Here is a 12,671-nt window from a genome sequence, read left to right as displayed (position 1 = left end):
TGTTCCCTGACGATGAGTGAAACGGTAGAAGAGTTTTTATCCTTTTCAGGAGATCGTGTATGAAATTTTGGATGCGCATTGCAACTCCATTCACGCTAGTGATGAGTTTTGCAGTTGGTGCTCAAGCTCAAATGTGGGGAACAGGGATGTATGGTGGCATGCAATCATGTCCTTACAACTACTCCGCTGCGGCAGGTTCTTCAAGCTACCTTGATGAAATCAAAGAAGCTCAAGCTGCAATCAAAGAAGCGCAAGCACAACTCCGCTCTAAAAAGACTGAAAAGAAAAGGCTGGAAAAATCCATGGAGCGCTCTCGTCGCGATGTGGAGCAAGTCGTTTCTGAAGACTTCTCTGAGTTTATGTTCGAGCACATTGAAAACAATAGAACGTGCCAAGCTTACAAAGGCATTGGGGCAGCTCCGGAAGAATCTGAAGCAGCCGGTGATCAAGGTGGCGTTCCGGTAACTCCAGTGGCTAACGGTGATATCGCTGGTTCTGTGCAAATTCGTGGTTTCCAAATCAATGAATGGAAAGCGTTGTGTGATCCAAATAAAGCCGGTTCTGTATCGGGTGCGGTTTGTAATATGGCTCGTGCACGTCAATCTGAAAAAGGTCGTGCGACAGCTCAAGACTGTACAAAAGGTCTTGCGGATTACAGAAAATCTTATTCTCAATCAAATAAAGTTCAACGCGAAATCGAAGCTTTGGAAAGCTTGATCGATCGTTCTAAAGAAGACATTCAAGATGCAAAACAAAACTACGCAGACGAACAACGTGAGCGTCAACGTGAGCAACTTGAAGGCGGTATCTGTACAGACTGTATTATGCAAGGAAACGGTTACGCTTATCAGAAACCTCAAACTGACTGGGGTTCTGTGATCGGTAACATCGGTCTTGGTTTGGCAGCGACTTACATGGGTTATCAAACTAACAAAATTGCTGCAGAGGCGAACTCGAATATCGGTTGGCCAACTCAGCCATATCCTGCATGGGGCTACGGCTTCCCATTCCTTGCTCAAGGTATCGGTCAAATGATCGGTGGCGGTAGTGGTATTTACGGAGCAATCGGTGGCGGTATCGGTGCCGGTGGTTTCGGTTGTGCGGGTATGAATGGTGGCGCTTACGGAATGATGGGACCTTACGGTGGCATGAATGGCAATGGTATGTGGGGTAACCCATATGCAATGGCCGGCATGGGCATGGGTGGTCTTGGTGGCGGAATTTATATGCCTGGCATGGGCCCTTGGGGTATGGCCGGTCCTTGGGGTATGGGTGGACCATATCCAGGAGCGATGGGCTACCCAATGATGGGCGGCATGATGGGTATGCCAATGGGTAATATGATTGGCGGCGTGATCGGCGGAATGATGGGTATGCCTATGGGCTCCATGATGGGAATGCCGATGGGCGCGATGGCCGGCGGTATGATGGGCATGCCAATGGGTGGCATGATGGGAATGCCTATGGGTGCGATGGCCGGTGGAATGATCGGCGGCATGATGGGTATGCCTATGGGCTCTATGATGGGCATGCCGATGGGCGCGATGGCTGGTGGAATGATGGGCTACCCAATGGGTGGCATGATGGGAATGCCTATGGGTGCGATGGCCGGTGGAATGATCGGCGGCATGATGGGTATGCCAATGGGAGCTATGGCCGGCGGCATGATGGGTATGCCGATGGGTGGAATGATGGGAATGCCTATGGGTGCCATGGCCGGCGGAATGCTTGGCGGTATGATGGGCATGCCAATGGGTGCGATGGCTGGCGGCATGATGGGTATGCCGATGGGCGCGATGGCTGGCGGCATGATGGGTATGCCGATGGGAGCTATGGCCGGTGGTATGATGGGAATGCCAATGATGGGTGGTATGACCGGTTTGGGCGGTCTGCAAATGCAACAACAAATGATGCAAATGCAAATGCAGCAATACCAAATGTACATCCAACAACAGCAACAATATATGTCTCAACAAATGCAAAGACAGCAAGTTGTGGCAAGCCTTCAACAAGAACTTTACGGATTGTTGTATAGAATCCAGCAAGTATCTTACGGCGGCGGCAGTTACATCGGTGGCTCTATCGGAATCGGTACAGGCATCGGAACGGGTATTGGAACTGGAATCGGTAATGGTGTTCTGACTCCACTACCAGGTTCAGCAACCGGCGGTGTTTCGACCTTCCCAGGAACAATTCCTTCTGGAGGGGTGACAAACAACCCGGCTCCAATTCCTTCGGCTCGCTAATTCTAATAATTTAGTTAAAAAAAACGAGGCCCTCTGATAAAACAGAGGGCCTTATGCTTTTTAAGATCCCGCGTCTTTACGACAGTCATACTCACTTTCTAGCGACCGGCGAATTCTCGGCAGGTCTTCACTTAGGCTTTATGAGAAAGGCCGAGGATCTGTCGCTGATTGATCTTAAAAATCCTGCCTATTATCGAAGTGACTGGATTGTCGGATTCGGTTGGAACGAAGCGGGCTGGCCCGAGGCTCCCCACAAAAACATTCTTGATAAGTATTTTCCGGATCGACCGGTGTTCTTTCCTCGCATGGATGGTCATCGTTCGTGGGTGAATTCTCGCGCTTTAGAGATTTTGGGAATGAAATCTGAATCAGGTCTTCTTTTAGAAAAAGATCATCTGCAAGCGTGGGACAAGCTTCCGGGCTTCACAAAAGAACAACAACGTCGTCATGTTCTTTCGGCCTGTCGTACATACAATAAAGCCGGTTTCACTCATGTTCGCGACATGTCTTGCACTGAATCGCTGTGGAACCTTTTGGTAGAAATGTCTGAAAAAAATGAACTGACATTAGCCATCGAAGAAAATGTGACGACGCACGAAATGTCAGACTTTGAAGGCATGTTGGACTTCTGTATTCGTGCGAAAAAAACGGAAACGCCTTTGCTTCGCATGAAAGGGATCAAACTTTTTTATGACGGATCGTTAGGTTCTGAAACGGCTTATCTGTCTAAGCCCTACAACGGAAAAGCCGAAGGACCTCAAGGTCGCACGCTTTGGCCTTTAGAAGAAGTCGAAGAAATCATGAAACGCACATGGCAAGCCGGTTTGGAATTTTCGGTGCATACGATCGGTGACGAAGCCGCTCATCACATGGTGCAAAGTGCGCGAAAGATTTCGGCACAAGGTTTTGTGGGACGACTGAATATTGAACATGCACAAATGCTCAGACCTGAAACAATTCAAATGATGAAGCCCTTGCATGTTCGTTGTCACATGCAGCCTTGTCATTGGCTGAGCGATAAAGCTTGGTTAGAACAAAAACTGGGTGATTTGTATAAATATGTGTTTCCTTGGGAGGCTTTAAGAGCTGCGCAAATCCCCATCTCATTTGGTTGCGACAGTCCGGTAGAACCACCGTCTTTTTGGAGAAATAAAGTGGCGTTAGATGAAAGTGTGAAGGCCAAGATCCGTAAGTTTACAGGGGATTTGGCTGTCGCGCACTCTCACCCAGACGCCACGTTTGCAAACAGTTATTCGATTATTGAAGAAGGCATCGTTAAAGAGATTAATTTTAACGGGTCTCTTTTATCACTTGAGTGATGTGTTCACGATGATGTCTTTGTCTTTGAGCGAATAGACAATCCCACCCAAGACAACGGCGCCGGCGACATAAAGCCATGTTTTCTTTTCCATGACCCAGGACTTCTTCGATTCGTCTTTAAATAAGCGGGGAGTGCAGCTTTCATCGAAAAAGACAGTGCCTCGGTGAAGAACGTTCATGTCTTCAATGCGGTGACTGAAGTTATCGCAGTCTCCGTCAATCCAGTTTTCAGTTATAAAATGCTGGTTCAACAGCTGTTCGTAAGTACCGTAAAAGCGAACCGTCGTTTGGGAATTCGAAACCAGCGTCCAGTGATAAGGAGTTTGCGGTGAAAGGCTGGCCATCGACTTTTCTTTGAGCGGAAAGCTCATAGATTCAATCAAAAGAGTCTCGTGGTACGGAAATTTCTTAGCCAGCTTTTCCAGCGCAACATATTCTTCGCGACAGACAAAATGGGAAGGGCCTTCGTTTAACAAAGTCACTGCCTTGCAGTAGGCATGCAGAAGTTCTTTTTTGTCTTGAGACGAAATATCTTTCGTTAAAGCCTTTTCGCTTAAATCACGCACGAAACGAAGACTTGAAAGTGTTAGAGGAGCCTGCTTCTGAATCTCTTTAAGAGAACTTATCACGAACTCCAGTCGATCGCTGAATGTATCACTCAAAGCAAATAGCTGATTTTCCTGTGACGGATTGCTTTGAATTGTCTTCTGTTCAAACTGCACCATGGATTGGGCTTCGGGATGCTTTGCTAAGAAGCGTTCATAGTTTATCTTACTGCCCGCAGGAGCTTGCAACAGGATGTTTTGCGCAAAAGATACTGCGGGAATAAAGAAAGTTAAAAGAATGAATGTCTTCATTTTTATCCCCTAGTTTTGATATTCCACGCGGATTTTTGCGGGACTTGTTGATGTTAATTGTGCGCCAGTTTCTTCTGGATTTTGTACAACGGCGATAAAGGGGCCGGTGTAACTAAGAAGCCTTGAGCTTTCAGTGTCGCGAATTAAAACGGCATACTGCTGAGGATTTAAAGGTGCACGTAGAAGCTTGAGTTTGCTACCGACCTTAAGGCCGCCTTTTTGTTTTTCCGTCGAGGCTAGATATAGATCGACAACGCCACCGACATCGCCAATCAATGAAGCTAAGGAGTCGGCATTGGCGACTTCAATCGGCACTAAAGAAAATCCGCGAGGGATGAACGTGTCCACGGATTTGGGTTCGGGTAAAAACGTATCTTTAGGTTCCGAAGCAGGTCTTGTGGCGACGTAAGACACCAAGCCTAAAACTACGAAAGCCAAGATCATCAGATTATTTTTTGCGAGAAGTTGAAGCTTTTGTCTCATATGAACCCCTTTCTTGAGTGAGCTGATTTTTTCTATAAGAAGATTTAAGTTCGGAAAGCTGGGTGATCGCGGCAAAGATGACTAATAAAATAAAGACCGTCACCACACCGACTTCAACGAGAATTTGCCCTTTATTATTTTGGGTATCCATGCAGAGTTCTCCTTAATAAGCGAAACCGCGCAGGCCTTTTTAAAATGAAAGCGTCCTTCTAGGAACTGTGAAAACGGCTTGCGGACGGCCAAGGTGTATTGCCATTCATGCGCCAGTGCTTGTTTTTCTTCAAAAGCCGCGACCGGACTGTAGGTCGGAGCTATGTCCGAGGAGTCCGGACGGACGGCTAAGGTGGGGCGGCGGCCCGACAGATGAAAACCATTTGCGACAAAAAGGATATTGCTGAGGCCTTCTTGGGTGTTCGCAAGTTCTCGCCGCGTTTTTGCGAAGGACGAAGCCAGCGACATATTGGCTTGGTTGATAAGTTGTTTTTGTTTTAGATCGAGCTGTCGTTTTTGATTCTGTATTTTAACCAAGCGAGCCTTTGCTGCCGCTAACGCTGGAGGATTTCCAGCCGAGGCCGCTATTTTTGCGTAGGCGGCAACTTCTTCTACTTTGAGTCTGCGAGCTGTGTTGTTCAGCGACAGCAATTTTTCAAGGTTGGGAGCCACAAGCTTCTGTCCCTGTTGACCGTGCACGCGGCATTGGTATTTCATCGCTAGATCATTCTGCATAAAACCGAAGACGCTGCTCAGAAGAAGTAATCCACTGATCAAAACAGGCAAGCAAGCCAATAGCAGAATGACGGCAAAGCCCTTTTCATTTTTCATAAGGATTTCTTTAGCTCTTTCTCGATGGACAGTTCCGGCGATAAATTTACTAAGACTTTGCCTTTAACCGTTCTGCGGTTGCGAGTGATTTCGGTTTCGTAGTGAGAATTTAAAAAAAGAACTTTTCCCAGCCGCTGATGCAATTCATTTTTACAGAAGCGTTCAGATTCGTGTTGAGTGCAAATCAGGGCTTCATGCAATTGATAATCGATGTAATAAAAAACGACTCCACGATACAGAAGAGCTGTGATCGCAGAGCCGGCCAGAAAAAGAAACGGTAAAGATAAAAGGGCTTCAACAACACCTTGCCCCTGTCTGTTTCCGGTTCTCATTTTAGTTCTTAGATTTGGATTGGTTCGTGGCACCGTCAAAGAAGTTGCTGAAATCCTTTTTCTTCGTCATGGATTCAGTGACTTCTTGAACTTGCACGTTTGTACCAGCGGCTTTGCCGCCCAAGACATTGGCGATGTTGGCGAAACGAACGCCGACATTGGCGCCAACGACTTTGATCACGGCCATGCTACCAACAGCAACGATGGCAACGATAATAAGATACTCTATAAGACCTTGGCCTTTTTTATTTTTTAAAACTTTGTTTGCATTCATGAATGCCTCCTCAAGGAGGCGATTTAGCAAACGGGGTGCAGACGGGGATTGCGTGAAATTTGAGAAGAGAGTGGCGGAAATAAAAAAAGTCCGGAGGTCCGGACTTTTTTTTTACTTCTTTTTGCCTTTAACAGCAGAAGCTTCTTTTTTTGCCGCTGCTTTTTCGGCTTGGGCTTCTTTTTTCGCGTCGGCTTTTTTCGCCTTACGTTGGATGATGATACGATCTAAAATATCGTAAGCTTCTTTTTGCAGATCATTTTCGAAAATGAAACGGTAGAAACCCTCGATCTCAGGGCTTTGACGGAATTTCTTTAGCGACGTGGGTAAGCTATCAGATTGAACGAAATCAATGGAGCTACCATCTTTTGAAAGCTTAACTTTATCAGCCATTCTAAATCCCCTAATGTTTTAAAGGGTTTGTACCTTATTTTGCAGCTTCGAAGCAAGGAAAAAGAGCCTACAACGAGCTATCGAAGGCCCTGGAAATGCCTCCCCAAGGGGGCGTTGTTGGGAGCGCGGTGTCTTTGTCAGGATTTTATTAAACCATTGAATTTCTTTAATAAATAGCGGACATTGGAGGGGCAATTGGGAGGTGTGAATGCTCATTCTTAATGGTAAAGAAGTCGCCAAAGAAGTGCGTTCAAAGCTGTCTCCTCGAGTCGCGAGTTTTTCACAAAAAGTGGGACGGGCTCCTCATCTGTCGGTTGTCATTGTCGGTGATGATGATGCCAGCCATATCTACGTAAGAAATAAGAAGAAAGCTTGTGAATCGGTTGGCATGACCTCGCAAATCATTGCGATGCCGGCGCACACCACGCAAAAAGAACTTAATGCTCAGATCAAGGCCCTTAATAACGATGCTTCCGTTGATGGCATCTTAGTGCAATTTCCTCTGCCAGGTCATTTGAGTTCGGATGAGGTACTTCGACTGGTATCACCGGAGAAAGATTCAGACGGTTTAACATATGCGTCTTTGGGATTTTTTTTCGCGGGAAAACCGATCGTGAAACCCTGCACTCCAGAAGGGGTCATGACGATTCTTAAGCACTATGGAATTTCTGCGGAAGGACTGCGTGCCGTGGTTGTAGGGCGCAGTAATATTGTGGGAAAACCCATGGCTCAGCTTCTGACAGAGGCCAATGCCACTGTGACTGTTTGTCATTCGAAAACAAAAGATTTATCCACCGTAGTCCGAGAAGCTGATCTGGTCGTCGTGGCCGCAGGTAAAGCGCGCCTTTTGGGACGTGAAGATTTTAAGAAAGATGCTATTGTCATCGACGTGGGAATGCACCATGATGGCCCGAACGGAAAGCTTTGTGGCGACGTGCGCACGGAAGAGCTTGATGGATGGGTGAAAGCGGTGACTCCTGTACCTGGGGGAGTGGGTCCAATGACGATCGCAACTCTTCTTCAGAACACCTGTCTTCTGGCGGAAAAGCGCGCAGGTCTGTAAGTAAAAAAGGAAAGAAATGTATACCGGTTTTTTAAAGAATGTTTGGTACGTGGGTTTACCTAGCAGTGAATTGGCTGTGGGAAAGTCTCAAGCTCGTAAGATCATGAATGAACCTATTGTCTTTTTCCGCGATTCTAAAGGAAAAGTTTCTGCCGTTCGTGATATCTGTCCTCATCGTGGCATTCCTTTGAGCTATGGTCGCGTGGTCGAAGACACTATCGAGTGTCCTTATCACGGTTGGAAATTTGACGGCTCAGGTATGTGCACAGAGATTCCTTCTTTGTGCCCTGGTCAGGATTTGAATCCGAATAAAATCAAAGTACGTTCTTATCCTGTGCACGAAGCGCAGGGCCTGATCTGGATTTTCATTGGCGATAAAGATTATGACATGACTAAAGCGCCGCAAATTCCCGTGATGAAGGCCTTTGGCAACGATGTGAAGCCAAGGCTGACTTACGTTGTTAATTTTCCGTGTCACGTAGATCACGCGGTGATCGGTTTGATGGATCCAGCGCATGGACCTTACGTGCATAAGAGCTGGTTCTGGCGCTCAGAAAAAACCATGTTGGAAAAACGCAAAAAATTTGCGCCGGTGAATTATGGTTTCCAAATGGTGCGCCATCAGCCTTCTAAAAACTCGAAGGCCTATAAAATTTTGGGTGGAACTCCGACGACAGAGATCACTTTCACTCTTCCTTGTGTTCGCGTCGAGCATATCGAAGTCGGACCTCGCAATTTTTATTCTTACACAGCGCTAACTCCGGTTGATGAAAAGAATACGCGCGTGACTCAGCTGGCTTACTGGGACATTCCTTGGTTGACGCTTTTGAAACCGGCGATCAATCAGTTCTCAAAAACTTTCTTGGGTCAAGATATGGATGCGGTGACAAAACAGCAAGAAGGATTGAAATACGATCCTAGCCTGATGTTAATCAAAGACGCCGACACCCAAGCGAAGTGGTATTATTCTTTGAAAACGGAATACCACGATCACTTAGAACAAAAGCGCGACTTCAATCATCCGGTGAAAGAAACAGAACTTCGCTGGAGAAGTTAATGCTTAAAGCCTGCGGGATTTTCTTCAGTTTATTTCTGGGATTCCAAGCGCAGGCTTTGCATTTGGAATACGTCGGTGAAACTTCCATAAAAAATGCGCAAAAATTTAAAAAGACCACGATCGGTGGTCTTTCTGGCATTGCCTGGTCAGGACATTCTCTTTACGCGGTTTCGGATGATCGAGGCCGTTTCGGAGAGCCGCGATTTTACGAGTTTGAACTTTCCATTGAAAAGAAGTCTGTAACGCTCAAACCAAAAGATGTGCTGTTTATTAAAAATCTGCCGAAACACGAAGGCAAGGAAGATGCCCTTGATGCCGAGGGCTTGGTGCTTTTACCGAACGGCGATCTTGTTATTTCTTCTGAAGGCAATAACAACGCAAAGCCTCGTCAAATGCCAAGACTTTTCCGTGTATCCAGAGACGGTCAATGGAAAAGTGATCTGCCACTGCCAGAGAAGTTTTTGCCAGAACTGACGGGCCAACAAAAGAAAGGCACCCAGAACAATGTGGCCTTTGAAGGGCTTACTTCTTTTGGCGATGGAAAATTTATTTTCGCAGCCACAGAATCACCTCTTCTTCAAGACAGCTCTTTTGTTGATAAAGCCTCGACGGGCGCTTGGATCCGCGTTCTTAAGTACGAAGATAAAGAATCTGGGGGCTATAAGGTGTTAGCCGAGTACGCGTATAACTTGGATGCGCCTGCGAGCACCGATAATGGCCACGAGGTCTTTCGTGGAGTTTCTGAAATTCTGGCATTGTCCGAAAATAAACTGATTGTTATGGAAAGAGGGGTCCGAGTTTCTCCCAAGAGCCTTCTTGGAAAGACCACGAAGCTTTATTTGGCAGATCTCTCCGCCGCCACGGATGTTTCCAAGCTGCCTCAGTTAGAGGCGGGCAAGTTCAAGGGGGCCTCTAAAACCTCATTAATTGATTTTGAAACGGATCTCACAAAATCTCGACCTGGAAAGAGTGTAGAAAATTTCGAGGCCATGGCTTGGGGACCGAAATTAGCAGACGGACGGCGCTCTCTTCTGGTAATGGTAGACGATAATTTTTCTAAGAAAGAAGTGACCGAGCTTTTGGTCTTTGCCGTTGAAGGTGAGTGATGACGACTGTATGGAGACTCCGCCCTGGAGCAGATAAACGTATTCGCAGTGGACACCCGTGGGTGTTTTCTAATGAACTTTCAGCAAGTCCAAAAGGTTTGTTGCCGGGAACTCCGGTCGAGTTGCAAGACTCTAAGGGGCAGTTTTTAGCTCGCGGTTACGGCAATCCTCATTCCTTGATCGCTTTTCGTGCTCTCAGCTTTAATAGCCAGGAAAAAGAACCTACGAGTTTCGAATTCCTGCAGGGGAAGATCTTAAATTCTTGGAAAGTACGTAAGGCCGCGGGCTTTCGTGGAAGTTTCCGTTTGGCTTTCGGTGAATCTGATTACATTCCAGGGTTAGTTTTGGACTATTACGTTATCGAACAAAAAGGCAAAAAGGCGCAGGTCTTTGCGGCTCAGTTGGTAACGGCGGGAATGAATGAAGCTTTGAAGAATGCCGAAGATTTCTTCAAAGGTTTAGTGCAAAAAGCGCACGAACAAGGTCTTTCTAATTTTTCATGGAATGAAACGGCGGTTGTTATTCGTAACGACGTCGGCATTCGTAAATTAGAAGGCTTAAACGTTGAAGAGCCTAACGTTATTAAAGATCTTCCTGACTTTGATTTGACCGACGTAGAGATTCTTTTGAATGCTGCTGCCGATGACGGTGTTGTGGCCATGAGCTGTGATTTGAAAGAAGGACAGAAAACAGGCTTCTTTTTAGATCAGACACACAATATTCACTTGGCAGTGAACCTTTTTAAGAATTGGGCAAAGACAGAACCTAAACGCAAACTTCGTGTTTTAGATTTGTGCTGTTATGTAGGCCACTGGTCGACGCAAATCACTCGTGGTTTAAAATCCTTGGGTTTTGAAGTGGAAGTCTCTTTGGTGGATGTTTCTAAAACGGCGTTGGCTTTCGCCAAGAAAAATGCGGAACGCGAAGGCGCTGAAGTTGTTGTTCATGAAATGGACGTATCTGAAGGCCTGACTAGTTTACCAAGCGCTCACTATGACATCGTGATCGCAGATCCTCCGGCCTTCATCAAATCTAAAAAAGATATTCCTATTGGTAAACACGCGTATCTGAAGATGAACACGCATGCCTTCCGCATGGTGAAGCGCAATGGGTTTGTCGCTTCGTGCTCTTGTTCTGGGTTGTTAGAGGAAGAAGAGTTCCGTGATGCCATTCGTAAAGCCTCACTTCGTAATTCGTTCGAAGTGCGCAGCGTTTTGCGTGGGGGACATGCCGCGGATCATCCGACGCTGATGCAGTTCCCTGAGGGTTTTTATCTTAAGATGTACGTGCACTACGTATAGTCTATGTGACCTTCTGTCCGTGGGCCCAAAAGCCTGCGGACTCTGTCAAACCCGATAGCACCGAGTGAAAGTGCGCTTGAGTTTGCAGACGTTCTTTACCAAATCGATTTTCTAATTCTTGCTGAATGAATGGGACTTTCGCCGTACCCCCTGTCAGACATACGAGATCCACCTGATCTGATGTGACACCTGCATTTTTCAAACACTCATCTAAAGCGGCAAAGATTTTTTCTTTTGTTCCCGTAGCCCAATCGATGAATTGTTTTACGCTGAAAGACTCTTTCATTTCCAAGCCTGGATAGTCATAAGAGAACTCTGTGGACTCGTTGCCTGAAAGAGCTCGTTTGGTCTTTTCGATATTTTCAAAGAAAGGGAATATCTGTTGATCTTCGATAAGAACGAAAAGTCTTTCGACGGCGTCTGCATCTTTCTGAGTCAGCGAACACTTTTTCACTTCGCGGATGAACTCGTAAGTATCCTTCTCTTTGAGATGCACAATATGCGCGGGATGATTCAAGCGCTGCGAAACTGCGGGCGGCATAGTTAGAACGTTGCTACCCATTGGAAGGCGGTAACGGGATTTTGCTCCGAAGTATTCATTCAAGCGGTGGCTCATAAAAACACTGTCTAAAGCATCCCCTGCTAAGGGGCAGCCATCGATAGCTAAGACGTCTTCTTTAGCAAAACCTTCGGGACGAAGTTTGATCAAGGTAAAGTCAGAAGTTCCGCCACCGAAGTCTCCGATAAGAACAATCTTTTCACTTTTTAACTGACGGCGATAATCAAAGGCGGCAGCTAAAGGTTCTGGAACGAATTGCACTTCTTTAAAACCAGCGAAGGTGGCTGCTTTTTCCATGCGATGCAGGGCAAAGCCATCAGCCACCGGATCCATAGAATAACGCGCGGGACGACCGATAACGGCTCTTTCAATCGGAGTGTCTAATATTTTTTCAGCTCTTTTTTTCAATTCCAGCAGAAAGACACCAATCAAAGTTTCAAGGGTAAGAATGCGATTGTTAAGCACAGTCCCTAAATAGCTCTGATTCGGAAGATGAGACTTGAATGAGCGGAACAAGCGACCTTCCATGTCCTGTTCAATATATTGCTCAATAGCTTCCGTGCCGTAATAACAAAGATCTGGATGAGGGAAATAGAGAAGAGTTCTCATCATCGTGGGATCTTGGGATTTAGGATCTAATTGGAGGGCTTCATATCTTTGCCCTTTGTGAAAGGCGCCGACCAAAGAATTACTCGTACCAAAATCAATAGAGAGGAAACTGTCTGAACTCATTCAAGAAAGCTATCAAACATCAACAGGTTATACAATGGCTGGCCCACCTTTAGAAGAGGGCCCATCTTTGTCACCGCAATTTTCATCTTTTCAGCGGGATCACATTCTTGCTCGGTTAGCAGAAAGTCT

Annotated in this window: 13 protein-coding genes; 6 read left to right on the top strand and 7 right to left on the bottom strand. The window is 46.3% G+C overall.

Going from position 1 to position 12,671, the window contains the following annotated elements:
* The first annotated feature begins 59 nt into the window (after positions 1 to 59).
* Both AZI87_RS03955 and AZI87_RS03950 read left to right on the top strand, forming a co-directional pair.
* Complete coding sequence (locus tag AZI87_RS03955; RefSeq protein ID WP_063205111.1) at positions 60 to 2,246, top strand: hypothetical protein; 2,187 nt, start codon at positions 60 to 62, stop codon at positions 2,244 to 2,246.
* A gap of 53 nt (positions 2,247 to 2,299) precedes the next feature.
* Entirely contained in the window at positions 2,300 to 3,565 is a 1,266-nt protein-coding gene (locus AZI87_RS03950) for an amidohydrolase (RefSeq protein WP_063205110.1), read from the top strand.
* Here AZI87_RS03950 and AZI87_RS03945 read toward each other — a convergent pair.
* The 6 genes from AZI87_RS03945 to AZI87_RS03920 form a co-directional block, all read right to left on the bottom strand.
* On the bottom strand, positions 3,554 to 4,423 hold the full coding sequence (locus AZI87_RS03945; RefSeq protein WP_063205109.1) for a hypothetical protein: 870 nt from the start codon (positions 4,421 to 4,423) through the stop codon (positions 3,554 to 3,556). The two genes, AZI87_RS03950 and AZI87_RS03945, sit on opposite strands and share 12 nt — an antisense overlap.
* 9 nt (positions 4,424 to 4,432) lie before the next feature.
* Positions 4,433 to 4,906 (bottom strand): hypothetical protein, encoded by a 474-nt coding sequence (locus tag AZI87_RS03940; RefSeq protein ID WP_063205108.1) that lies wholly within the window; start codon positions 4,904 to 4,906, stop codon positions 4,433 to 4,435.
* A gap of 99 nt (positions 4,907 to 5,005) precedes the next feature.
* On the bottom strand, positions 5,006 to 5,728 hold the full coding sequence (locus AZI87_RS03935; protein WP_063205107.1) for a hypothetical protein: 723 nt from the start codon (positions 5,726 to 5,728) through the stop codon (positions 5,006 to 5,008).
* Entirely contained in the window at positions 5,725 to 6,060 is a 336-nt protein-coding gene (locus AZI87_RS03930) for a hypothetical protein (protein WP_063205106.1), read from the bottom strand. Before AZI87_RS03930 ends, AZI87_RS03935 begins: the two co-directional genes overlap by 4 nt.
* Position 6,061: 1 nt before the next feature.
* Positions 6,062 to 6,334, bottom strand: a complete 273-nt coding sequence (locus tag AZI87_RS03925; RefSeq protein ID WP_063205105.1) for a Flp family type IVb pilin — start codon at positions 6,332 to 6,334, stop codon at positions 6,062 to 6,064.
* 111 nt (positions 6,335 to 6,445) lie between these two features.
* A complete protein-coding gene (locus AZI87_RS03920; RefSeq protein WP_063205104.1) occupies positions 6,446 to 6,724 on the bottom strand; it encodes a hypothetical protein in 279 nt (92 codons plus the stop codon).
* Between the two features lie 208 nt (positions 6,725 to 6,932).
* On the opposite strand from AZI87_RS03920, the gene folD reads away from it, so the two are divergent.
* Genes folD through AZI87_RS03900 form a run of 4 tightly spaced genes read left to right on the top strand, consistent with a single transcriptional unit; the run spans position 6,933 to position 11,251 of the window.
* Positions 6,933 to 7,787, top strand: a complete 855-nt coding sequence (gene folD, locus AZI87_RS03915) for a bifunctional methylenetetrahydrofolate dehydrogenase/methenyltetrahydrofolate cyclohydrolase FolD (protein ID WP_063205103.1) — start codon at positions 6,933 to 6,935, stop codon at positions 7,785 to 7,787.
* A 16-nt stretch (positions 7,788 to 7,803) separates the two neighbouring features.
* Entirely contained in the window at positions 7,804 to 8,844 is a 1,041-nt protein-coding gene (locus tag AZI87_RS03910; RefSeq protein WP_063205102.1) for an aromatic ring-hydroxylating oxygenase subunit alpha, read from the top strand.
* Complete coding sequence (locus AZI87_RS03905; RefSeq protein WP_063205101.1) at positions 8,844 to 9,950, top strand: esterase-like activity of phytase family protein; 1,107 nt, start codon at positions 8,844 to 8,846, stop codon at positions 9,948 to 9,950. The genes AZI87_RS03910 and AZI87_RS03905 overlap by 1 nt, the downstream gene beginning before the upstream one ends.
* Entirely contained in the window at positions 9,950 to 11,251 is a 1,302-nt protein-coding gene (locus AZI87_RS03900; protein WP_063205100.1) for a class I SAM-dependent rRNA methyltransferase, read from the top strand. The genes AZI87_RS03905 and AZI87_RS03900 overlap by 1 nt, the downstream gene beginning before the upstream one ends.
* A 1-nt stretch (position 11,252) precedes the next feature.
* On the opposite strand, the gene AZI87_RS03895 is transcribed toward AZI87_RS03900, so the two are convergent.
* Positions 11,253 to 12,542 carry an Hsp70 family protein gene (locus AZI87_RS03895; RefSeq protein ID WP_063205099.1) on the bottom strand — a complete coding sequence of 430 codons (1,290 nt, stop codon included), beginning with the start codon at positions 12,540 to 12,542 and terminating at the stop codon, positions 11,253 to 11,255.
* Positions 12,543 to 12,671: the final 129 nt, after the last annotated feature.

It is taken from the genome of Bdellovibrio bacteriovorus, assembly GCF_001592745.1.
Lineage (GTDB): Bacteria > Bdellovibrionota > Bdellovibrionia > Bdellovibrionales > Bdellovibrionaceae > Bdellovibrio > Bdellovibrio bacteriovorus_B.
This window is presented reverse-complemented; position numbering and strand designations above follow the sequence as displayed.